The organism is Streptomyces sp. RGM 3693 (assembly GCF_050471125.1).
Lineage (GTDB): Bacteria > Actinomycetota > Actinomycetes > Streptomycetales > Streptomycetaceae > Streptomyces.
The window spans coordinates 3,246,313-3,268,308 of record NZ_JBMPPQ010000001.1; the positions used below are offsets into that span (position 1 = coordinate 3,246,313).

At 70.3% G+C, this 21,996-nt stretch carries 17 protein-coding genes; 7 read left to right on the forward strand and 10 right to left on the reverse strand.

The features are described from left to right. The first annotated feature begins 109 nt into the window (after positions 1–109). Positions 110–5,923, forward strand: a complete 5,814-nt coding sequence (locus ACO0M4_RS14165; protein WP_430370408.1) for a TIR domain-containing protein — start codon at positions 110–112, stop codon at positions 5,921–5,923. Between the two features lie 162 nt (positions 5,924–6,085). Here the strand turns inward: ACO0M4_RS14165 and ACO0M4_RS14170 are convergent, their stop codons facing one another. Further along, positions 6,086–7,300: an erythromycin esterase family protein gene (locus ACO0M4_RS14170; protein ID WP_430370409.1), complete on the reverse strand. Its 1,215-nt coding sequence runs from the start codon at positions 7,298–7,300 to the stop codon at positions 6,086–6,088. Between the two features lie 420 nt (positions 7,301–7,720). Here ACO0M4_RS14170 and ACO0M4_RS14175 point away from each other — a divergent pair, with 420 nt between their 5' ends. Genes ACO0M4_RS14175 through ACO0M4_RS14185 form a run of 3 tightly spaced genes read left to right on the forward strand, consistent with a single transcriptional unit; the run spans position 7,721 to position 10,109 of the window. Then, positions 7,721–8,392, forward strand: a complete 672-nt coding sequence (locus tag ACO0M4_RS14175; RefSeq protein WP_430370411.1) for a DedA family protein — start codon at positions 7,721–7,723, stop codon at positions 8,390–8,392. After that, positions 8,389–9,474 carry a sensor histidine kinase gene (locus ACO0M4_RS14180; RefSeq protein ID WP_430370412.1) on the forward strand — a complete coding sequence of 362 codons (1,086 nt, stop codon included), beginning with the start codon at positions 8,389–8,391 and terminating at the stop codon, positions 9,472–9,474. The genes ACO0M4_RS14175 and ACO0M4_RS14180 overlap by 4 nt, the downstream gene beginning before the upstream one ends. Then, a complete protein-coding gene (locus ACO0M4_RS14185) occupies positions 9,474–10,109 on the forward strand; it encodes a response regulator (protein WP_430370414.1) in 636 nt (211 codons plus the stop codon). Before ACO0M4_RS14180 ends, ACO0M4_RS14185 begins: the two co-directional genes overlap by 1 nt. Positions 10,110–10,246: 137 nt before the next feature. On the opposite strand, the gene ACO0M4_RS14190 is transcribed toward ACO0M4_RS14185, so the two are convergent. The 5 genes from ACO0M4_RS14190 to ACO0M4_RS14210 form a co-directional block, all read right to left on the reverse strand. Further along, positions 10,247–11,161: an endo-beta-N-acetylglucosaminidase H gene (locus ACO0M4_RS14190; RefSeq protein WP_430370415.1), complete on the reverse strand. Its 915-nt coding sequence runs from the start codon at positions 11,159–11,161 to the stop codon at positions 10,247–10,249. Between the two features lie 425 nt (positions 11,162–11,586). Continuing rightward, the gene (locus ACO0M4_RS14195; RefSeq protein WP_430370417.1) at positions 11,587–11,853 is read right to left on the reverse strand and encodes a hypothetical protein; all 267 of its coding nucleotides are present in this window, start codon (positions 11,851–11,853) and stop codon (positions 11,587–11,589) included. 88 nt (positions 11,854–11,941) lie between these two features. Continuing rightward, positions 11,942–12,310, reverse strand: coding sequence for a DUF6882 domain-containing protein (locus ACO0M4_RS14200; RefSeq protein ID WP_430370418.1), 369 nt, complete (start codon positions 12,308–12,310; stop codon positions 11,942–11,944). Continuing rightward, positions 12,307–12,483, reverse strand: coding sequence for a hypothetical protein (locus ACO0M4_RS14205; protein WP_430370419.1), 177 nt, complete (start codon positions 12,481–12,483; stop codon positions 12,307–12,309). The genes ACO0M4_RS14200 and ACO0M4_RS14205 overlap by 4 nt, the downstream gene beginning before the upstream one ends. 280 nt (positions 12,484–12,763) lie before the next feature. Beyond that, complete coding sequence (locus ACO0M4_RS14210) at positions 12,764–13,096, reverse strand: hypothetical protein (protein ID WP_430370420.1); 333 nt, start codon at positions 13,094–13,096, stop codon at positions 12,764–12,766. 428 nt (positions 13,097–13,524) lie between these two features. Between ACO0M4_RS14210 and ACO0M4_RS14215 the strand changes: the two genes are divergently transcribed. Together ACO0M4_RS14215 and ACO0M4_RS14220 are read left to right on the forward strand one after the other, a co-directional pair. Next, positions 13,525–14,094, forward strand: coding sequence for a PadR family transcriptional regulator (locus ACO0M4_RS14215; protein WP_430370422.1), 570 nt, complete (start codon positions 13,525–13,527; stop codon positions 14,092–14,094). Next, complete coding sequence (locus tag ACO0M4_RS14220) at positions 14,081–14,902, forward strand: SGNH/GDSL hydrolase family protein (protein ID WP_430370423.1); 822 nt, start codon at positions 14,081–14,083, stop codon at positions 14,900–14,902. Before ACO0M4_RS14215 ends, ACO0M4_RS14220 begins: the two co-directional genes overlap by 14 nt. A 129-nt stretch (positions 14,903–15,031) precedes the next feature. Here the strand turns inward: ACO0M4_RS14220 and ACO0M4_RS14225 are convergent, their stop codons facing one another. Then, on the reverse strand, positions 15,032–15,571 hold the full coding sequence (locus tag ACO0M4_RS14225; RefSeq protein ID WP_430370424.1) for a helix-turn-helix domain-containing protein: 540 nt from the start codon (positions 15,569–15,571) through the stop codon (positions 15,032–15,034). A gap of 53 nt (positions 15,572–15,624) precedes the next feature. On the opposite strand from ACO0M4_RS14225, the gene ACO0M4_RS14230 reads away from it, so the two are divergent. Then, a complete protein-coding gene (locus tag ACO0M4_RS14230; protein WP_430370425.1) occupies positions 15,625–16,893 on the forward strand; it encodes a hypothetical protein in 1,269 nt (422 codons plus the stop codon). Between the two features lie 56 nt (positions 16,894–16,949). Here ACO0M4_RS14230 and ACO0M4_RS14235 read toward each other — a convergent pair whose 3' ends face one another. The 3 genes from ACO0M4_RS14235 to ACO0M4_RS14245 form a co-directional block, all read right to left on the reverse strand. Next, the gene (locus ACO0M4_RS14235) at positions 16,950–18,065 is read right to left on the reverse strand and encodes an amidase domain-containing protein (protein WP_430371378.1); all 1,116 of its coding nucleotides are present in this window, start codon (positions 18,063–18,065) and stop codon (positions 16,950–16,952) included. Between the two features lie 174 nt (positions 18,066–18,239). Then, a complete protein-coding gene (locus tag ACO0M4_RS14240; RefSeq protein ID WP_430370427.1) occupies positions 18,240–19,529 on the reverse strand; it encodes a hypothetical protein in 1,290 nt (429 codons plus the stop codon). Between the two features lie 103 nt (positions 19,530–19,632). Beyond that, on the reverse strand, positions 19,633–21,900 hold the full coding sequence (locus tag ACO0M4_RS14245) for a transglycosylase domain-containing protein (RefSeq protein ID WP_430370429.1): 2,268 nt from the start codon (positions 21,898–21,900) through the stop codon (positions 19,633–19,635). Positions 21,901–21,996 lie beyond the last annotated feature (96 nt).

Below are 21,996 nucleotides of genomic sequence, written 5' to 3' on the forward strand. Positions count from 1 at the left end.
ACCCCACCGGTGCCACCTGCTCCCGCAGCCCTGCCACCCGTCGACGGACACCCCGCGTGATCCTTCCAACCACCTGCCCCGCCACCCCCCGAGCTCTTACGATGGGGACATGGCGACTGACGGAGAACTGCTGGGCCAGACGCGGGACTTGGACTTCTTCATCAGCTACTCACCCGCCGACGAACAGTGGGCGTCCTGGATCGCGTGGACCCTGGAGGAAGCCGGGTACCGCACCGTCATCCAGGCGTGGGACTTCGTCGCCGGCACCAACTTCATCGACTTCATGGACCGCGGCGTCAGCGAATCCGTCGCCGTCATCGCCGTCCTCTCCGGCCACTACGGCCGCTCCACCTACGGCCGGATGGAATGGCAGGCCGCGCTCCGCGCCGAACCAGAGGAGCCCGAGCGCAAACTGCTCACCGTCCGTGTCGAGGACATCCCCATCGAGGGCCTCCTCGCCACCATCACCTACGTCGACCTCGTCGGCGTCGCCGACGCCGCGACCGCCCGCAGCATGCTGCTCACCCGCGTCGGCCAGGCCGTCGAAGGCCACGCCCGCCCCGGCCGCCGCCCCGGCTACCCCGGCGCCCTCACCGCCAGCGGCTCCTTCCAGCTGCCCGCCACCGCCGCCGACGACCGGCAGCGTCCGCTCGGCCGCACCGGCTGGTCCGGCCGCCGCCGCCCCGCCCGCGCGCCCCAGTACCCGCAGGCCCCCGGCACGGCCCGTGACCAGGGCGCCCTGACGGTCCTGCACCTCGCCGGCCCCGACTTCGGCCGCGGCCGCGAACCAGAAGCGCTGCGCCGGGAGATCCGCGGCGACCTCGTCGAACTGAAGGACGCCGGCGCCCCCGCACCCGACCTCCTCGTCGTCACCGGCGACCTCACCGCCTCCGGCAGCCCCCGCGAATGCGACCAGGCCCTCAGCTTCCTCACCGGGCTCCGCTCCCAGCTCAACCTGCCGCCGCAGCGCGTCGTCGTCGTCCCCGGGAACCAGGACGTCAGCCAGGCCGCCTGCCGCGGCTACTTCCACACCTGCGAGGCCGACGAGATCCCGCCGCAGCCCCCGTACTGGCCCAAGTGGCGCCACTACACCCGCCTCTTCCGCGGCCTCTACGAGGGCCTCGACACCGTCTTCGACAGCGACCAGCCCTGGACCCTCTTCCCGATGCCCGAACTCCACACCGTCGTCGCCGGGTTCAACTCCTCCATCGCCGCCAGCCACCGCCCCGACGACCAGTACGGCTTCCTCGGCCGCGACCAGGCCGCCTGGTTCGCCGAGGCACTGCGCAGCTACGAGGACGAGGGCTGGCTGCGGATCGGCGCGCTCCGCCACCCGCTCACCGGCCGCCGCCGTCCCCAGGACGCCCCCGGCGGCCCCGGCACGCTCCGCGACGTCGACACCTTCACCCGCCTCGCCGCGCCCCGCCTGCACTTCGTCCTGCACGGCCCCAGCGGCGGCCCCCGCACCACCGGCGGCGAACCGTTTCTCGACCACCTCCCGCTCCAGAACGGCGCCCTGCCGCTGTACGGTTCGGCCGCCCCCGCCGGGTTCGAGCTGCTGCGCGTCACCGCCGACGGCGTCACCCGCTGGACCGGCGCCGGCGGTACCGAACCAGCCGTCTTCCCCGTCACCTGGCACGGCGCCGGACGGATCTTCGCCCCGCCCGGCGAGCCCGCGGCCCCGCCCGCCGCCGTCCGGCCCTCCGACAACCGCGCCGTCGACGAGCCCGCCGACTCCCTCGTCGAACGCGTCAAGGAGGTCTGCCGCGCCCGCCAGGAAGGCGTCCGCCTCCGCGACGTCCCCCGCGCGGCCCCCGAGGACCTCGCCCAGATCATGGTCACCTGGAGCGACGAGGGCGTCGTACGCCAGCAGCGGATCGCCGTCCACCCCGGCACCCCCACCGACACCGAACTCGACCGCTTCCTCGCCCAGGCCCACGCCACCGACACCGGTTCCGAGGCCGAACTGGTCCACGACGGCCCGCCCCCCGAGCAGTCCCTGCGCGAACGCGCCGGGCGCCGCGGCGTCCGCGTCCGCAGCTTTCTGGAGTTCCAGGGCCTCCTCGACCTGCGCACCTACGTCGCCGCCCAGACCGCCCGGCTGAGCAACGACGACCGCTACGCCCCCGACCTCTACCTCCCGCAGCGCTACCGCGACGCCGAACGCCGCGACGCCGACGAGCGCGACCACCTCGTCGAGGCCATGCTCCAACTCCTGGAGACCGACCACGGCCGCTTCGTGCTGCTCCTCGGCGACTTCGGACACGGCAAGACCTTCGCCCTGCGCGAGCTGGCCCGCCGCATCCCCGAATGCCTCCCGCACCTCACCCCGCTGCTCATCCCCCTGCACACCCTCGACCGCGCCCACAGCCTCGAAGGGCTCGTCGCCGCCCACCTCGCCGGCCACGACGTCGACACCATCGACCTGCGCGCCCTGCGCTACATGCTCGGCCAGGGCCGCGTCGTCCTCCTCTTCGACGGCTTCGACGAACTCGTCAACCGCGTCAGCTACGACCGCGCCGCCGACCACCTCCAGGTCCTCCTCAACGCCGCCGTCGACAACGCCAAGATCGTGGTCAGCAGCCGCACCCAGCACTTCAAGTCGCAGGACCAGATCCTCACCGCCCTCGGCGAACGCATCGGCCTGCTCCCGCAGCGCCGCATCCTCGCCGTCGAGGGCTTCGTCCCCGAACAGATCCGCGCCTACCTCGTCAACCGCTACGGCGACGAGCAGACCGCCGAGCGCCGCTTCGAACTCCTCGGCAACATCCCCGACCTGCTCGCCCTGTGCGCCAACCCCCGGCTGCTCAGCTTCGTCGCCGACCTCGACCCCGACCAACTGCGCGCCGTCGCGGGCGCCGGACGCGCCCTGAGCCCCGCCCGGCTCTACGAGGACGTCTTCACCTCCTGGCTCGCCCACGAGGAACGCCGCGGCCAGGGCGGCCCCGGCGCCGCCCCCGGCCTCACCCTCGACCACCTCTGGGCCGCCGTCACCGCCCTCGCCCGCCGCCTGTGGGAGACCGGCCGCAGCGGTCTGCACCTCGACGAACTGACCGACACCGTCGCCACCGCCCTCGCCGGGCTCGCCGGCACCACCCTCACCACCCAGGAGAGCGCCCAGGCCGTCGGCGCGGGAAGCCTGCTGATCCGCACCGACGACGGCCTGTTCCAGTTCATCCACGGCTCCGTCGTGGAATGGCTCATCGCCCGCCAGGCCGCCGACCGCCTCGCCGACGGCGACAGCACCCTGCTCGCCGCCCGCCCGCTGAGCGCCCTCGCCGCCGAGTTCTTCTGCGACCTCGCCGACCACGACCTGAGCACCGCCTGGGTCCGCACCGTCCTCAACACCCCCGGGCCCGGCGTCAGCGACGCGGCCCGCGCCAACGCCGTCCGCGTCATCGACCGGCTCCGGGTGCCCGCCGGCGCCGACCTGCGCGCCGCCCGCCTGTCCGGCGAGGACCTCTCCGGCCGCGACTTCTCCGGCGTCGACCTCACCGGCGCCGACCTCACCGACACCCGTCTCATCGGCGCCAACCTCTCCGGCGCCGTGCTGCGCGACGCCCGCCTCAACGGCGCCCGCCTCGACCACGCCGACCTCTCCGGCGCCGACGTCACCGGCGCCGACTTGCGCGGCGCCCGCCTCACCCGCGTCGACCTGCGCGGCGCCCGCCTGACCCGCAGCCGCTGGCACCGCGCCGCGCTCATCGACCCGCTCACCGACCCGCAGGTCCGCGCCGCCCCCGAACTGCGTACCGCCGCCCTCGCCCCCGGCATGCCCGTCGAGGTCGGCTTCCGCCCCGCCGCCGTGGGCGTCCCGTACGGCTTCGACATGCGCACCAGCCGGCTGCCCGAACCCCTCTCGTACAGCCCCGGAGGCGAACTCCTCGCCGTGGGCAGCGAGGACGGCGGCGTGCTGATCTGCGCCGCCGACACCGGCCGCGCGCTGCGCACCCTGCACGGCCACGAAGGCCGCGTCTACGCCGTGAAGTTCCGCTCCCGGGTCCTCGCCACCGGCAGCTCCGACGGCACCGTACGCCTGTGGGACCCGGTCTCCGGACGCCAACTGCACCGTCTGGACGTTCACCCCGGCGGCGTCTGGCCGGTCTCCCTCGACGACGCCGGGACCCTCGTCGCCACCGGCGACGCCGACGGCCTGATCACCCTCTGGGACACCGCCACCGGCGAACCGCTGCACCAGCTCCCCGGCCACACCGCCCCCGTCTACACCGCGGTGTTCAGCGCCGACGGGCACACCCTCGTCACCGGCGACGCCGCCGCCAACCTCCGCATCTGGGACACCCGTACGGGAAAGCGCACCGGCAGTCTCGACGGCCACGAACGCGCCGTGTTCCGCGCCCGGTTCAGCCCCGACGGCACCCTCCTGGCCACCGGCGACCACGGCGCCGACGGCCACGGCACGGTCCGCGTCTGGCAGCTCGCCGACCGCCGCCTGCTGCACACCTTCACCGGCCACACCGGCCGCGTCTACACCCTCGACTTCCACCCCGAGGGCACCCTCCTCGTCAGCGGCGACACCGACGGCCAGGTCCGCCTGTGGGACCCGGTCGTCGGCGCCCCCGCCGGAGTCCTGGAGCGGTGCACCGGCGCCGTCTACCAGGTGATGTTCGGCAACGGCGGACGGCTCCTCGCCGCCTGCGACAGCGACGGCACCGTCCGCCTGTGGCGCGTCGCCCTCTCCGGCGGCCACCGCGCCATCAGCCTGCTGCGCCAGCAGCCCATCGAGCACCGCGGCTCCGCCTGGGCCTGCCGCTTCCGCCCACAGGACAGCCAGCTCGTCACCGTCGGCAACGACGGCGGCGCCCAGATATGGCACGCCGACACCGGCCAGGGCCAGCGCATCCTGCGCGGCCACGGCCGTCGGGTCAACACCGTCGCCTTCAGCGCCGACGGCGCCCGCCTCGCGACCAGCGGCAATGACGGAATCGTCCGCCTCTGGGACGCCCGCACCGGCCGCCGTACCGTCGAACTCACCGGCCGCGGCGACCGGTTGATCTCCGCGGTCTTCAGCCCCGCCGGCCCGATACTCGGCACCGCCAGCAACGACGGCGACGTCTACCTGTGGAACGCCGTGACCGGCGAGTACCTCCGCGAGGTCGACGTGGAGACCGACCACACCTGGGCCGAGGCGTTCAGCGCCGACGGCACGCTGCTCGCCACCGCCAACGACGACGACTCCGTCCGCCTGTGGTGGCGTGCCACCGGCGCCCATGTCGCCACCCTCTCCGACCACCGGGGCCGGGTGCGGTCCATCAGCTTCCGCGGCGACGGCACCGCCCTCGCCACCGGCTGCGACGACGGCCGGGTCCGCCTCTGGCACCAGGACAGCGGCCGCCTGACGGGCGAACTCGACGGCCACAGCGACCGCGTCTACGCCGTGGCCTTCGGCTCCGACGGCGACTGGCTGGCCAGCGCCTCCTGGGACGGCACCGCCATCATCTGGCGCGACGGCACCCCCCGCCACGTCCTGACCGGACACCACGGACGGCTCTGGACGACCGTCACCCACCCCCGGCTGCCACTGGTCGCCACCGCCGGCGACGACCGCGTCGTCTGCCTCTGGGACGCCCGCACCGGCACCCGCACCGCCCGCCTCACCGGCCACACCGGACGGGTCTTCTCCCTCGCCTTCAGCCCCGACGGGACCCTCCTGGCCAGCGGCGGCGAGGACGGCACGGTCCGCCTGTGGAACATCCCCGCACCGGACGGCCCGCCCACCCCGCACGCCACGCTCATCGGTGTCCCCGGCGGCTGGGCGGCGCTGACCCCCGAGGGCGGCTACAAGTACGAGGGCGAGGTGGCCGGCGAGTTCTGGCACGTCGTCGGCATGGCCCGCTTCACCCCCGGCGAACTGGACGAGTACCTTCCGGGCGTCCACCGCCTCCCGCTCGACGCGGAGTTGTGACACCACGGGGCGGGGCGCGACCTTGCCGCCGCGGCCGGCCGGACGCACGCAGGGAACCTGCACGAGCGGTTCCCTGCTTTCTGCGGACCTCGGCACCGGCCGCCCGCCCGCATCACACGCGACCCGATCAGTCGCCTCGGGCGTCAGGTGGGTGGGAGCCGCTCACGGCAACCATCGCACCGGGGATGCCTGGCGGATGTGGATGAGCACATCGAATGCGTCGGCAAGGCGGGCGACGGCGATGTGTTCGGCGGCATCACGGGACGGGTCGTAGACCCCGCTGATGACGCGGGCCTTCGCGGGACCGTCCCATCGGCGGCGTACGTCGTCGAGGCGCAGGTCCAGCCAGTGGGCGGCCGGATCCGCCTCGCCCAGCATCGCGTCGATCAGATCTCCGGCCGGCTCCGGGACGGTGACGACACCGAGGTCTCCGTGATGGAAACCGATGGCCACGGAGACGTACCGGGTGCCGTATCGATCGCGCAGCAGGCTGCCGACGCTCGGTTGCGGACCGCGCTCGGGCGCCAGCCCCGTGGTCACCGCGGCCGCCGAGGTGTGACCGATCCCGTCCCAGTAGACCACGCGCAGGCCCGTCCGACGCTGGTAGTCACTGATGGCATCGGCCCAAACGGCATCATCGCCGGTGTAGTTGCCGCGCCCCGCGACACTGCGTTCATGGAAGTCCACGATCAGGCGCATGCGCGCCACGATGCCGTCGTCGTGGCCGACACCGGGCAACGAGCGGATGAGCGCGAGCGCATCGCGGGCATGGTCGACGAACGGGCGCCCCGGATGCATCCCCCGAGCGCGCTGCACGTGCTCCTCGGTGTGGTGGGCGGTCCGGATCGGCTCCAGGTGGGACGCCACCTCCGCCCACCGTTCCGGAACCGATGCACGTAGGTGATCCAGGACGGCGTCGTAGTCCCCGGGCTGTGCCTGTACGGGTTTCACACCGAAGATCCGGATGGGGTCGTGGGGGTGGTCCTGGTTGAACGCCCGTATCCACTCCAACGTCGCGGCCATCTCGGCGGTGCGCCAGGGGCGCCAGGCGGCGTCGAGGGCGGATTCGGCCGAACCCTCGCCGGCGCGCACGTACCTGTCGAGGTCGGCGGCGATGCCGGCGCTGTCCTGGAGGGCCAGTGCCCGGAACCCGTGGTGCTGGACGAGCCGGCGGAAGAGTTGTTCTCGTACCCCGAAGGTCTCCCGGGAGAATCGACTGGACTCCCCGATGCCGATGACCGTTGCAGCGGCGGCAATCTTCTCGGCAAGCTCATCGAGCGTGGCGTCGGACAGCGGGACGGCATTGGCGCGCCGAGGATCGGACGACCCTGTACGTGAGGGAAGGGAGCCCTGCTGAGCGGTGGTGTCATTCTTCATGCCCCCAGGCTCTTACCTAAAGTGCAGTTGAGGTCAAGTGGTCCGGTCAACTGACCACTTGAAGCACCAACTGGCCATGTGGCGCGCCCAGTCACAACGAGAACGAGGGCGTCCAAGATCGTTGTGTGACGAACCTGGCCGACTTAGTCGCCGACCCGATCGGCGCCGGGCCCCCGGGACCGTGTTCACCGCCGCCGGATCCGAGGCAGACCTGACCCGCCTGTCCACCGGCCCCGAAGCCGCAGACAGCCTCACCGACGACCTCGCCGCCGACCTCAACCAAGCCCTCGACGCCAGCTGACGCACCATCCCGCGCGCACCTACCGGGCGCAGCGCCGGCAGGCAATTGCGGAAAACCGCAGTGCGGCCGGGCGGTCAACCGCATGGTGTGGCGCCGGCTCGCTGCCTAGCGTGAGCGGCATGATCGCACTGTCGGCTTCCGCGCCGCTTCTCGCATCCTCTGCCGAACCCGCCGGTGGTATCGCCGGGTGGGCCGCCGACGTCATGGGCGTCCTCGGTGCCGCCGGCGCGGGGGTGACCAACCTCGTTGACACCGTTCTGCCGTTCATTCCCAGCGAGATCGTCCTCCCCGTCGCCGGATTCGCGGCCGGGCAAGGCCGGTTGAGCCTGGCGGCCGTCATCGTCTGGACCACCGTCGGCTCCATCGTCGGCTCATGGATCGTTTACGGGGTGGGTGCCCTCCTGGGGCGCGACCGCACCCGCGCGCTCGCCGCCCGCATCCCGCTCGTCCGCCCGCACGAGATCGACCGAGCCGAGGCGTGGTTCGAACGGCGAGGTCGCGCCGCCGTGTTGCTCGCGCGCATGGTGCCGGTGGTGCGCAGCCTGATCTCCGTTCCGGCCGGGATCCAGCGCATGCCGCTGCCGGCCTTCACCGCCCTGACCGCCGCCGGCAGCCTGGTGTGGAACACCGCGTTCGTGCTGTTGGGATACTGGCTGGGCGACAACTGGCGGCTGGTGGAGGAGTACGGGGGAATGGTGTCCAAGGCACTGGTGGTGCTGGCGGTCCTGGCCGTTGCCCGTTGGTTCCTGGTGCGGTTGCGTCGTCGTCCGAGCGCCCGGCACCGCGCATGAGGCCCGTGCGCACGGTCGCCGGTCTCGTGCTCGGCACCGTCTCGGTGTGCGCCGCCCTCGCCGTCCTGGCCGCCTGGGGCGTGGCGCGAGGCAGCGGTCCGGTGGTCGGTGTGGCCGCATGGGAGCAGCGGCGAGTGGCCGTCCTGTTCGGCGGGGAGCCCGGCTGTCCGGAGGGCATCGAGCCGCGGCGGGCCGCCGCGTACCTGTGGTGCCGCATCCCCGTCGGGCTGCTCGGCGGCGGGGCACTGGCGTTGTTGGCCACGGGTGGTTGGACGGCCGTCTCCGGGCTTTCGCGCTGGCTGACCGGCCAGGACGTCGACGGTATGAGCCCCACCTGGCCGATCGTCGGATACTTCCTGACCGTCGGCCTGCTCTTGCTCTTCCTCGACCTGGCCGGACTGGCCGCCGTCGTCGAGCTGGAGCGACGGTTGGTGCGCCGCTTCCTCGGCCCCGACGAACTGGCCCGGATGCGCCGTCGGCTCGACGAACTGACCGCCACACGGTCGGGGATCGTGGCAGCCGTGGACGCCGAACGGCGCCGCATCGAGCGTGACTTGCACGACGGCCTGCAACAGCGCCTGGTCGTGGTGGCGATGCTGCTCGGACGAGCGCGTCGCAAGGACAGCGCGGAACTGTACCGGCAGGCACAGGCCGAAGCCGAGCAGGCGGTGGAGGAGCTGCGCCAGGTGGCCTGGCGGGTGTATCCCTCCACGTTGGACGAGTTGGGACTGCGCGAGGCCCTGGCCCAAGACGCCGAACGGTCACCCGTCCCCGTCCACATCACCGGCGACCTGGCGCGGCGCCCTGCCCCGGCCGTGGAGACGGCCGCCTATTTCGCGGTACGCGAGGCGCTCACCAACGCCGCCAAGCACGCCGGTGCCCTGAGGATCGATGTGGAGATCGGCCAGGAGACCCACCTGGTGCGCGTAGCGGTACGCGACGACGGATGTGGCGGAGCCGACCCCGACGGTCCGGGACTGGCCGGGCTGGCACGCCGGATCCGTGCCCTGGACGGACGCCTGAGCGTGGACAGCCCGCCGGGCGGTCCCACACGAGTGGTTGCGGAGCTGCCGTGCGAGTGATGATTGCCGAAGACTCGGCGTTGCTGCGCGAGGGCCTGGTCCATCTGTTGGCCGACGAAGGACACGAGGTGTCCGCCGCGGTCGGCGAGGGGGACGCGCTACTGGCCGCGGTCGCCGCCGGGCCACCGGACGTCGCCGTCATGGACGTACGCATGCCCCCCAGTCACACCGACGAGGGCTTGCGGGCCGCACTGCGGCTGCGGGCCGAACACCCCCGGGTGGGGGTGCTGGTGCTGTCGCAGTACGTCGAGCACAGATACGCCGCGGAGTTGCTGGCAGCAGACACCCGGGGCGTGGGATACCTGCTGAAGGACAGAGTCGCGAGGGTGGAGGAATTCCTCTCCGCACTGGAGCGGGTGAACGCGGGGGAGACGGTGTTCGACCCGGAGGTGGTGCGCCGTCTGCTGACCCGCTCACGCCACGCCGACGAGCTCGGCCTGCTGACCGATCGTGAACGGGCCGTCCTGGCCCTCATGGCCCAAGGGCACACCAACGCCGGCATCGCACAACAACTGTTCGTGTCCAAAAGCGCGGTGGAGAAGTACGCCAACGCGGTCTTCGACAAGCTGCGGCTGCCACGGGACAGCGGCACCAACCGCCGGGTCCTGGCGGTGCTCCGCTTCCTCGGAAGCTAGCTGGGGCTTGTCCGACCCATCGGACAAGCCCCAGGCATGCCCGACGGGTCGCGTGGCTGGCCAGCGCCCGTGGGCCGCTCTCGTGGCGGCTCATCACCAAGATTCACCGGCTCCGTCCATGACCGGCCGGATTGTCGTCAAGGGGTGTAGACGGCGTCACTGCCGTACAGCTCCCTGGTGAAGCCGGAGATGTAGTCGTGCCGGTCGGAACCGTCCAGGTCGTACGTCAGGTACACCCCATAGCCTTCCCCCACGGTTTGCCGGGCGAGGTCGGCTGCGGTGCTCGCAGAGGTAGCTCCGATCTGGACAGCTGCCGGTGACAGGCTCGACTTGGGCAGCGGGATGCGCGGTACCTGCCACTGCCCGTACCACGGGTTCCAGGCGTAGTTGAACTTCGACGAGATGTCCACGCCACCGTAGGAGAGCCGGTCCGCCGACGGGCCGATGCTGTACAGGGAGATGAGCTTGTCGGGCATGTAGTCACGCAACGCGGACACCAGGTGGACGAAAGAGCTGTCGTTGGGTTGCCCCGTGCCGTTCTGCCCGTACTCGGCGTACTCGTCGTCGAAGTCGATGCCATCCAGGCCGTACTTGGCGACGGCGTCGGACAACTGCTTGGCGAACGCCGAGGCTGCCTCCTTGGACGGGAAGTTGGCGAAGCCGGCACCTTCGTGGTTGCCGAGCACCGACAGCATGACCTTGATGCCCTTGGCCTGGAGCGGTCGGATCTGGGTCGCCGCGTCGTCGAGGACGCGCTGCACGTTCTCGTTGAAGTACAGGTACGCCGACTTCTTGGTGGTGTCGTAGTTGATGTTGGCGGCGAAGATGACCGCGACATCGAACACGTTGGCGCCGCCCTCGGCCAGGGTGTACTTGCCGACATTGAGCATGCTGTTGCGGTTCACCTCGACATAGGCCACCGAGGTTGGCCCCTTCTTGGCAGACACCGCCGCCGCAGGGGCGGTCGCCTTGGCACCGACTAACAGTGCCGCTATGACCAGAAGCGCAAGCGCAGCCGCTCGCGCTCTGCCTCGACCAAAAGTGAACGTCATTGACCAAGCTCCCATCGATGAGGTGGCATCGTGAACTTGCCCCAGCCAGACGCACCCTAGGCAATGCCCCTGTCAATGAGCCCTCGTCGGTTGCCTCCGGGCCCGCGGGGGAGGGGGAAATCCGGACGGCACGGTGACCACGGCGGGCCAGCGGGCGGACCGCACTCATTCGAGACTCATTCGAGGCGCTGCTGGAGAAGATCCGCGTCCCGCACCTTGGTCGGGGCAGGCCACACAAGAAGCCCGACAGCTTCGCGGCGGACAACGCATAGGCATACAGCACCCGCCCGTACCGTCAGTACCCGCGACGCCGGGGCATCCGGCACGCCATCCCGGAGAAGTCCGACAGCCGGACCGGCCGCCTGCCGTTCGGCCATGCGCACAGCCTGGCAGTGACCGGGAGGGGAGAGGACGCTGTGGCTGCTTCACTTCGCTCGGCGTTTCCTCAGCTCAGCGAGCCATGCCCGAACCTGTTCGTCGTCGTGCAGGTAGTCGCCGTTCTCGCCTGCGGGGAGATCGATTCCGTAGAGCAGGTTCAGCGCCCACCAGGAGAGGTCGTCCCAGACGATCCCGTCCTCCGTCACCCACCTCGCCGCCCAACAGTCGGCCTCGTCCCGGGACAGCCGACCCGCGACGAGCTCGACGAAGCGATCTTCGATCTCATCAAGAGTGGGCTGACCGCTGGCATCCATGTCCTGACCGTACAGGCAGGGCAAACGTTGCTTGATGCGGCACTTGTTAGCCGATGCCGCTGTTGAACCGGGCAAGCCCTAGTTCTAGCTAGTCGATGCCGATGTTGAAGCTGGAGACTGTGCCGTCCGCGGTGGTCAGGGTGACCGGGCCGAACGTGATGATCACGCTGGAGTTGCCTCCCGGGCTCCGGTAATAGCCGGTCGCCTCGGTGACCCGAACGGCCAAGGCCGCGAGCGTCGCGGCAGTCTTCTCATCGGCCTCGATCTTCGGCTGGGCGAGAGCGGGGTGCCCGTTGGCTTCTGCCCAGTCCCGGAAGGTGCGCGCGTCTCGGCTCATGTCGCGAAGGATGCTCTGATTGGCCCAGGCCCACAGCCATGATCCCGAGGCAGGGCTGAAGCTGCCGAGAATCTGAGCCGGTGCCGTGGCTGTCTTGTCGGCGAAGATCCAGGTGATCATGCCGGACGTCTGGTCGAGATCCCAGCGGTTCGCGGATCCCAGCCCCAGGACATGTGCGCACGGGCCAACTGGTCGATCATGTCTTCGCCTTGCAGCAGCAATGTGCTCAGATCGGCCCGCTCCGCGGCCTGACCAGCACTGCCTGCCTCTTTGGCCCGTTTGAACAGTCCCATGCCGGAGAGTCTTCCAGAGGCCACTGGCCAGTCAGTCATGTCCCCCAGAACGGACATCTCGCCATCGACAAGGCGGTGCAATCAGCGACCAAACGGATGGGGGATTGCACGATCGTCCGCAGCCGAGACCGGGACGGCGCCGCGGGATCTCGTACATCTGTGAGATCAGCCAGGCTGCCGGATTCCCGCCACTGGCCGACGACCACGTGCCCATGCGTTCCTGCTTTCTTGAGGCGGCGGACGAGGGCGGCGGGGGCGTCGCGGACGGGGCGGAGGCGCCTCAGAACCGCCGGGCCGACTCCTGCGCGTGGGCCATGCGCCGCAGGCTCAGCAGTACCGGTTCGTACAGCACCGTAAGCGCGACGGCCGCCTCGATCTGGCCAGTCGGGGTCGGCTGCTCCTCGACCATGTCCAGGTCGGTGACCGCTAGTTGCGCTGCCAGCCGCCCGTACGGCAGCAATTGCTCCGTGTCGCAGTGGTAGCCGAGCCGGACCAGCGCGGCGACCGAGTCGATGAGCCGCCGGTGGGCGGGGTTGCGCATGTCCAGGCCGGGGCCGGAGGTCCAGCCCAGCTGCTCCAGCAGCGCCTCCACCGAGCGGCGGGCGGTCTCCACCGCGGGGTCGTCCTCGGCGGGTCCTTCCAGGGAATGAACTGCTCTTCGGAGTCCGATACGTGCTGGAGCAGCCCGTCCGTGCTGAACTCCAGCCAGGTGCCACCCGGCTTCGTGTGATTGCCTGCGGACCAGCGGCCGTTGACCCTTTCCAGGGGTCCCAAAGACATGCTTGCGTCACTCATGCACCCATGGGAACAGGTTCGAAGACCAGCGGTGTGCTCAGTGTGGAGCGCACCGGCGGGCACGCGAGGCGTTCCGTGATCGCGGGGCGGTGCGCCTCAAGCGCGGGCGTGAGGGCGAGCGGCCAGGCTGCTGTGGCCATGCCTCCTCTTCATAGTCATGGATGTGAGTAATCATTTTCTTGAGTATGGTGACGGCGTCCCCCGCGGAAAGATCGGGAACAGGGGCAACAAGAGGGAGGCGATGCAATGGCCTTGCGCCATGCCGTCCTGGCGGCGTTGCTCGATGAGGAGCTGAGCGGGTATCAGCTGGCCAAGTCGTTCGACTTGGGCGTGGCGAACTTCTGGTACGCCCAACCGCAGCAGCTGTACACCGAGTTGACCAAACTGGAAGAAGGCGGTCTGATCGCGGGCCGCGAGGTGGTCCAGGACACGCGGCCCAACAAACGACTGTTCCGGGTCACCGACGCCGGCCTGGCGGAACTGGAGCACTTCACGGCCACCGCCACCAAACCCTCCTTCATCCGCGACGACCTGGCGGTCAAGGTGCAGGCAGCCGACCACGTCGACACCGAGACGCTGATGGCGCAACTGGCCGAGCGTGCCGCCTTCGCACAGGCCAAGACCGACCTGTTCGGCCGGCTACTGCACACCATGCGTGGCGAGCGCACCGAAGAGGAGTACCTGCGCCACAGCAAGCGCATCGGCCCATACCTGACGTGTCTGCGCGGTCTCGCTTTCGAGCAGGGCAACCACGACTGGTGCGAACGCACCCTCGCGATCCTGCGGGACAGGCAGGTGGCCCATGCCAGGCACTGACCCGCGGTACGCGCGCTACGTCGCCTTGGGCGACAGTCAGACCGAGGGGCTCGGCGACGGCGACGACACGGTGGGCCTGCGTGGCTGGGCCGACCGGCTCGCCGAACAGCTCGCCCAGCACAACTCCGCTCTGCAGTACGCCAACCTGGCCGTACGCGGCCGGCTCGCCGGGCAGGTACGGGCCGAACAGCTCACCCCGGCCCTCGCCCTGCGCCCCGACCTGGCCACCGTGGTCGCCGGGGTCAACGACCTGTTGCGGCCACAGTTCGACGCCGACGAAGTCGCCGGTCACCTGGAGGCGATGTTCGCCGCGCTCACCGCCCAAGGCGCCCGCGTCGCCACCCTCACCTTCCCCGACGTCGCACGCATCACCCCGCTCGCCCGACCGCTCAGCGCGCGCGTCGCCGCCCTCAATGAACGGATCCGCCAGGCGGCTCGTCGCCATGGGGTCACCCTCGCCGAGACCAGTCACCACGCGGTGGTCACCGACCCCCGCCTGTGGAGCCCGGACCGGCTCCACGCCAGTCCTCTCGGCCACCAGCGGATCGCCGCCGCCGTGGCCCATGCCCTCGACCTCCCCCACAGCGACGACACCTGGACCCACCCCCTGTCGCCTCCGGAGACGGCCTTCCCCGTCGGATGGCGCGCGGCCGCGCACGAACTGCGCTGGGCCGCCGCCTTCCTCGGCCCCTGGTTGGGCAGACGCCTGCGCGGCCGATCCACCGGCGACGGCCACACCGCCAAGCGCCCGCACCTCCTGCCCGTACAGACACCTCCCGGCACCAGTCACAGCGAACGGACAAGCTGAGCAGGTTGCTTGAGCCGGTCTGGCACACGGCAGGCGGGAAGCCTGGAGGCTCTTTGGTGGGGAACCCGAAACGTCCCTCGCCGTGAATGACGAGTGCCGAGCGGCACACGCGAACCGCGGCGAGTTCACCTACAGAGGATCTTGCTGTTCGGCGGGGAAGAGGATGGGGCTGAGCAGGTAGCGGGTGCGTTCCTGTGTGGGTTCGTTGGCGAGGAGGGGCGCGATGGCGGCTTGCATCGCGCCGATGAGCGCTTCGAGTTCGTCCCTGCTGAGCCAGACCGCGTGCTGCCGATAGCCGACGAGGTCGTCCACGGGATCGCTGCCCTCGCGCTCCAGGTAAGCGCCGAACTCCGCGACCAGGGCGGCCATGGCGGCAGAGAAGGCCCGCTCGTGGTGCTGCGGGGTGAGCGCGCGTGCGGTTTCGGTGTCGATGCCGGCGCGTTCCTGCTGTAGCCGGTAGCGGCGTTCGACGGCGCCCCGCACCCGCCGTTCGTCGGCTACGTCGATGATGCCGCCCGCGGCGAGAAGGTCGACGTGACGGTAGACGGTCGCCTTGGACACGTCCGGGATCAGGGCGCACAGCTGCCCGGTGGTCAGGATCCGCCCGCCGCGCAGTGCGTGGACCACGCGCAGGCGGACGGGATGCGCCAGGAGTTCCAAGGTGTCCATGGTCTAACTTTCTCACACATGCTACCTTTCCAAAAACTAAGAAAGGTGAGCGGATGCAGACCACGGAGGAGACCGCCGTGTCGGTGGTCGAGTTGGCGCGCGATGGCCGTTTCGAGGAGATCGCCGCACTGTTCGCCCCGCCGTTGCGTGCCGCGCTGACCGCCGAGGCCCTCCAGGCGGCCTGGCTCGCCGGGACCGCGGGGACCGGTCCGGTCACGGACCTCGGCGAACCGTCGAGCGAGCCCCTGGGGGAGGACCTGATCCGTGTCAGCGTTCCCGTGGTCTGCGCACGAGGCCAGTTCACCGCCGTCATGTCGCTCGACTCCGCCGGCCTGCTGAACGGGCTACGCCTCGCGCCCCCTGCCTGCGAACCATGGGCGGCGCCCTCCTACGCGGATCCGGACGCCTTCGAGGAGCACGACGTCACCATCGGAGCAGGTGCTCTCGCCGTGACTGGCACCGTTACCGTTCCACGTGGCGACGGCCCGTGGCCCGGGGTCGTGCTCCTGAGCGGCGGAGGTCCCTTCGACCGGGACGCGACCAGCGGACCCAACAAGCCCCTCAAGGACCTCGCCTGGGGTCTGGCCAGCCGAGGCGTGGCCGTGTTGCGCCACGACAAGGTGACCTTCACGCACGCAGCGGAGGTGGCTGCCGCGGACGACTTCACGATGACACGCGAGTACGCCCCCTACGCCATCGCCGCCGTCCGTCTGCTCCAGGAGGAGCCGTGCGTCGATTCCGGCCGGGTGTTCGTCGCCGGTCACAGCATGGGGGGCAAGGTCGCGCCACGGGTCGCCGAGGCCGAGCCCTCCGTCGCGGGCGTGGTGATCCTGGCGGGTGACGCCGAGCCCATGCACCGGGCGGCCGTCCGGGTCGTAGGCCACCTCGCCGCCCTCGACCCCGGCCCGCACTCCGAGGCGGTCCTCGCCGAGATCACCCGTCAGGCCGCGACCGTGGAGACCGCCCTGTCGCCCCGAACACCCCGAGAGGACCTGCCCTTCGGCCTCCCCGCCTCGTACTGGCTGGACCTGCGCTCCTACGACCCGGTTGCGACCGCCGCCGCCCTGGACAAGCCGCTGCTGATCCTCCAGGGCGGCCGTGACTACCAGGTCACCGTCGAGCACGACTTGTCCCTCTGGCGAGAGGGGTTGACCGGGCGTCCGGACGTCACCATCAAGATCTACGAAGCCGACGACCACCTCTTCTTCCCCGGGACAGGGCCGTCGACGCCCGCCGGCTACATGGCACCCCAACACGTCGACGCGGCGGTCATCACGGACGTCGCCGCATGGCTGGACTACCCGCTTCAGCGCGATTCCTGAAAGCGGGCGTTTCGCCAACTCGACGCGGGCGGACGCCCGTTGGGGCCGGACGCCGCTCAGGTGCGGTAGGCGTAGTACGCGGCGTTCGGGTACGACGCGACGATGCTGGCCACCGACCTGTTGTAGGTGTTGGTGGAGTGGTACGTGACGTACGGCATGCCCTGCCGGCTGCGGTTGGTGACGATCATGGAATGGTCCTTGGACCCGTCCCTGTCGAAATCCAGCTGCAGCACGTCGCCGATGTCCATTTGGTAGACGTTGGCGAGGCTGCTGGCCCGCTTGGAGGACAGGGCGAACCAGGAGAACTCGTTGACGCCGACGAAGGAGTCCGACTGGATCTCGGAGTTGCCGAACCACTTGTGGAAGTCCGTTGTGTAGCCGGGTACGTGCTGCCAACCGCCCGCCTTCAGGGCCTGGCTGACGAAGTTGGTGCAGTCCCCGCCGTCGCCGATGCCATTGAAGTCGGGGTAGTCCGGGTTGTATCTGCTCCAGTACGTCGTCGCGTAGGCCGCCATGGCGTTGTAGTCGTACCCGGTGGCCGTGAAATTCTTCGGGTTGGCCGGCGCGGGTCGTGTGGTGGCCGAGCGGGTCGCTGAGGGCGGGGCGTCGGTGGTGACCGGCGCGGCGCCGCGGGGCTTGGTCACCTGGTTCACCGCGAGGTAGCCGTCGTCGGTGTCGCGGATGCCGGTCAGTTGCCAGTCACCCTTGTGGTCGGCCTGGAAGGCCAGTTGGTGGTGGGCCTGGAATCCGGTGGTCCTGGGCCCGGTGCCCTCGACCTTCTCGTAGGTCAGGGTCGTGGTTTCGGTGACGTCCACCGAGGCCCGTCGCCCCGTCGTCTTGGTGCCGTTGAGGGTGACTTTGGTGCTGGCTCCGCTGTACTTCTCGCCGAGTTGGGCCAGGCGGGACTTGCGGGCGCGCAGTGCGTCGAGCGTCGATCCCTCTTCGCGGGCCTGGGCCTGGGACAGTCGCACCTTTCCGGTGAAGCCGGACGTCCGCCGCGGCTGTGACTCCTGATGCCCGCTCCGGGCGCCATCCACCAGGGACTGTGTGCGATCGGCGAAGACCGCGTCGGCCAGCCGCTGAAAGGCGGCCTTGGTGGCCGAGTTCAGTGGCGGGTCGTCAGCGACCGCCGCGCTCGCGCTCCAGTTGGGTAGCGCGACTCCGGCGGCCACTGAGGCTGCCGCCACCGCGATCACAGTGGCGCGGCTCCGCCCGCGGCCTATTCTTCTCGATTTCAACGATATTCCCCTCGATATCAGTACATGCTCCGGACAGTCATAATTTTGCATGAGATGTGCACGTGATGTGAAGAGGTGTGCACAAGGGCAACCAGGTTGGTTTCGGGGTCACTTGACGACCGTGGACCAGTCCGGCGACTGCGCCGGATCCAGCCCGCGCAGCCGCTGCAACGTTTCGGGCCGCTGCACGTCGAGCCAGTCGGCGAGTTCCTTGAAGGACACGCACTTGACGCCCTTCTTGGTGCAGATGTTCTTGACCACCTGGTCGATGGCCTTCATGTAGATGCCGTCGTTCCAGTCCTCGAAGTGGTTGCCGACGAACAGCGGCGCCCGGCTGCCGTAGTAGACGCGGTTGAAGCCCGCCATGTAGGAGTCGACGGTCTGCCGCTCCCAGGTGGCGTACTTGGCCGGATCGCCCTTGGTCTCGCCGTGGGACTGGTTGTAGAGGAAGTTGAAGTCCATCGACAGGCCCTGGTAGTTGCCGCCGGGGTACGGCAACATCTGTAGCGGAAAATCCCAGATGCCGTCCTTCTTGGTCGGCCATATCTGGAAGTCGCCCGGGGAGCTCGCGTCGTAGCGCCAGCCGTAGCTCTTCATGGCTTTGAGCAGGTTCGGCTGCCCCTCCAGGCAGGGGGCGCGCCCACCGGTCACCTCCTTGCGGAAGTCGAAGGGCAGGGCGGGAACGTCCCGGAAGCCGGTGCTGGTCCGCCACTTCTCCACGAAGTCGTAGAACTGGTCGATCTCGCTCTTCCACTCCTCCACGCTCCAGTCACCGCCCCCCTTGGCGCCGCAGAAGTGGCCGTTGAAGTGGGTGCCGATCTCATTGCCGTCCTGGTAGGCCGCGGCGAGTTGGGTCAGGGTGGTGCGGATGTGCTCGTCGGTGGGGTAGCTGATCGCGGCGGAGCCCACCGGGTGCTGGGGCGGGTGGTAGAGGTCCTGCTTGCTCTTGGGCAGCAGGTAGATGCCGGTGAGGAAGAAGGTCATATGGGCGTCGTAGGTCTTGGCCAATTCGCGGTAGTGGGAGAAGAGCCGCTCCTCGCCCTCCAGCGCGCCGTCCCAGGAGAAGACGACGAACTGCGGTGGCCGCTCACCTGGTTTGAGCGGCTTCACCGCCAACTGGCCCTTCTGCGGGCCGGTGTACGAGGTCGATCCGTCCCCGAGGACCTTGGTCGTACCGTCCCACGCCGGCTCCTTGCGGGGCTGCACCGAACCCTGGTCGACCGACCCGCCCCGGTCGCCGGAGGACGCCAGGGCATCGCCTTCGGTCTGGTTCAACACCAGGTACCCCGCGGCGGCCGAGCACACGACGAGGACGGCCGACGCGAGGACTGCGGAGCGGGTGCGGACGGTGCGGCGGGGTGCGCGCGCCTTGCGGCGGCGACCTGGAGTCGACTTCATACGGGGGCTCAAATCTGCGAAGGGGGGTTCCAGTGCGGATGCGGTGCGGGTGCGAGTGCGGGTTCGGGCGGTCCGCCGGTCCGTCAGTCAGCCGGTCCGTTGGTCAGCGCAGTGGGCTCATGACGCCCGCCCAGATGTCGTACGGAACGCTGTCGGTGGCGGTTCCCGCGAGCCCCTTCAGCGGCAAGGGTTCGAGGCTCTTGGCCAGGTCCATGCGGTAGACGACCACGGCCGTCGAGACGTCACGGGCCGTGCCGACGTACCAGGCGGCGGTGTCCTCGGCGGTGTCGTCGACGGTGGTGCCGGCGGTGGTGCCGACCTTGCCGGACACCGCGGCCGTAGCGGGAGCCGCGCCCGGGTGGGCGGAGCGGAACGAGTCCGTGAGCGCCCGCGTCACCTCCGCGGCCACCTGGGCGGTGACCGCGCGGCGAGCCTCGGGGGAGTCCAGGCGCACGGTCGCACCGTTGCGGGTGATGTGGTGCACGGAGTACGGCTCGACGTGCTGCCCCGCGGCGGCGAAGGTGGCGTAGCCGCTGGCCATGCGGATCGCGCTCGGCGTGGAACTGCCCAGGGACAGGGCGGGGACCTGGGGCCCCATGGTGGAGGGCAGCAGCCCGGCCGCCTGGGCCGTCTGCTTGACCTTGTCCAGGCCGGTGTCCATGCCCAGTTGCATGAAGGGGGTGTTCACCGACTTGGCGAGCGCCTCGCGCAGCGTCAGCCGGCCCCACGACTTCCGGCCGTCATTGTGGGCGGCGACCTTCTTGCCGCTGCGGTTCCAGTAAGGGCCCTCCGGCGTGCTGATGGGCACGCCGTCGTCGCCGTCGTAGAGGGACTGCGGGGTGACCTTCTCCCGGGGCGCGTCCCGCCGCTTGACCACGCCGTGTTCGAGACCGGCCGCGTATACGAACGGCAGGAAGGCCGAACCGGCCGGTACCGTCCCGGCGTTGGACTCGTTGTAGCCCTGCTTCCGGTGGTCAGGGCCACCGTAGACGGCAAGGACGCGGCCGTCGGCGGCCACCGACGCGATGCCGTAGTGGGCGGCGGCCGCCGCGTCCGGGTGGGTTTGCCGGGACTTCTTGCGCGCCCCGGCCACCACGCCGTCGAGCGCCGCCTCCCGTTTACGGTCGAAGGTGGTGTAGATCTGATAGCCGCCCAGGTCGAACGCCCTGGCCGGGATGTGCCCGGCCTTCTGGGCGTATTGGGAGGCGAGTTCGACGAGGTAGTCGCTCTGCTGGCCGGTGTCGTACAGCGGGTTCTGCTTGAGCGGCTCGGGAAAGGTCCGGTACCCGGCCCGCTCGGACGGCGACAGCTTCCCGATCCGCACCATCCGGTCCAGGATCCACTTCCAACGCTCCACCGCCCGCTTGTGGTTGGCGGCGCTCAGCGTGGGGTCGTACAGGCCGGCGCCCTTGAGCAGCGAGGCCAGGAAGGCCGCCTGGCTCACGTTGAGTTCGCTGACGTCCTTGCCGTAATAGGCTTGCGCGGCGCGCTGGATGCCGTAGGTGCCGCGGCCGAACCAACTGGTGTTGAGGTATCCCTCCAGGATCGCGTCCTTGCTCATCCGGTTGTCCAGCTTGAGCGCGATCATCGCCTCGGTGAACTTGCGGCTGAGGGTCTGGTCCTGGTTCAGGTAGACGTTCTTGACGTACTGCTGGGTGATGGTCGAGCCGCCCTGGGTCTCGCCTCGACCGACCGTGCGCCACAGGGCGCGGGTGAGTCCCTTGAACGAGACGCCGGGGTCGTCGTAGAAGCTCTCGTTCTCGGCCGCCAGCACGGCCCAACGGACGTCCTCGGGTATCTCCTTCAGCGGCATCGCCTGCCGCTGAACCCATCCGGTGCGGGCCATCGGCGTGCCGTCGGACCAGAAGTACACGTTGTCCTGCTGGGTGGCGTACGCGTTGAGGTCCTTGGGGATGTCGGTGGCGGCGTAGGCGATGGTCAGGAAGAGGCCGGTCAGGCCGACGGTCGTCGACGCGATGCCCAGCCACTGCCGCCAGGACGGCACCCAGCGGCGCCAACCGGTGCGGCCCGGGCGCGGATAACGCGGCCTGACCCGGCGCGCGTACGGCGCCAGCCGCGTGACGAGGGCACCCAGCAGCGCACCGGTGCGTATTCGGGCGGAGAGCGACGGCGCGTCCCTGCGACGGGCGGCCCGCTCACCGGACCGTTCCGGCCGCTGCGCCAGCGCGGTCTCGTCGGTCGATGCGGGCGGTGGAACTCTCAGCCGTAACGTGCGCTCGGGGTCTGCGGACGTAGTTGTCCGGACGCCGTCTCCTTCGCCGGCGAGGGGCTCCCGGGGCGTGCTCCGTCGGCGGCCGAACGGCCCGCGGGCCTCATCCGGCTCGCCCGGCCCCCGCCCAGTCGCTGTCACTCCGTCTTCCCTCCGCGCTACGCGGGTGACCCGCACGGGGCGACACGGCCGCCGCAGACGCAGCTGCCATCCCCGGCCCCAGCTACGCCGCAGTCT

What these genes read in the sequence shown, in the direction of transcription:
- ACO0M4_RS14230 (WP_430370425.1), top strand. Translation starts at nt 15,625, where the DNA reads ATGCAGACCACGGAGGAGACCGCCGTGTCGGTGGTCGAGTTGGCGCGC.
- ACO0M4_RS14205 (WP_430370419.1), bottom strand. Translation starts at nt 12,483, where the DNA reads ATGGGACTGTTCAAACGGGCCAAAGAGGCAGGCAGTGCTGGTCAGGCC.
- ACO0M4_RS14240 (WP_430370427.1), bottom strand. Translation starts at nt 19,529, where the DNA reads ATGAAGTCGACTCCAGGTCGCCGCCGCAAGGCGCGCGCACCCCGCCGC.
- ACO0M4_RS14225 (WP_430370424.1), bottom strand. Translation starts at nt 15,571, where the DNA reads ATGGACACCTTGGAACTCCTGGCGCATCCCGTCCGCCTGCGCGTGGTC.
- ACO0M4_RS14200 (WP_430370418.1), bottom strand. Translation starts at nt 12,310, where the DNA reads ATGATCACCTGGATCTTCGCCGACAAGACAGCCACGGCACCGGCTCAG.
- ACO0M4_RS14220 (WP_430370423.1), top strand. Translation starts at nt 14,081, where the DNA reads ATGCCAGGCACTGACCCGCGGTACGCGCGCTACGTCGCCTTGGGCGAC.
- ACO0M4_RS14180 (WP_430370412.1), top strand. Translation starts at nt 8,389, where the DNA reads ATGAGGCCCGTGCGCACGGTCGCCGGTCTCGTGCTCGGCACCGTCTCG.
- ACO0M4_RS14195 (WP_430370417.1), bottom strand. Translation starts at nt 11,853, where the DNA reads ATGGATGCCAGCGGTCAGCCCACTCTTGATGAGATCGAAGATCGCTTC.
- ACO0M4_RS14185 (WP_430370414.1), top strand. Translation starts at nt 9,474, where the DNA reads ATGATTGCCGAAGACTCGGCGTTGCTGCGCGAGGGCCTGGTCCATCTG.
- ACO0M4_RS14190 (WP_430370415.1), bottom strand. Translation starts at nt 11,161, where the DNA reads ATGACGTTCACTTTTGGTCGAGGCAGAGCGCGAGCGGCTGCGCTTGCG.
- ACO0M4_RS14170 (WP_430370409.1), bottom strand. Translation starts at nt 7,300, where the DNA reads ATGAAGAATGACACCACCGCTCAGCAGGGCTCCCTTCCCTCACGTACA.
- ACO0M4_RS14215 (WP_430370422.1), top strand. Translation starts at nt 13,525, where the DNA reads ATGGCCTTGCGCCATGCCGTCCTGGCGGCGTTGCTCGATGAGGAGCTG.
- ACO0M4_RS14175 (WP_430370411.1), top strand. Translation starts at nt 7,721, where the DNA reads ATGATCGCACTGTCGGCTTCCGCGCCGCTTCTCGCATCCTCTGCCGAA.
- ACO0M4_RS14165 (WP_430370408.1), top strand. Translation starts at nt 110, where the DNA reads ATGGCGACTGACGGAGAACTGCTGGGCCAGACGCGGGACTTGGACTTC.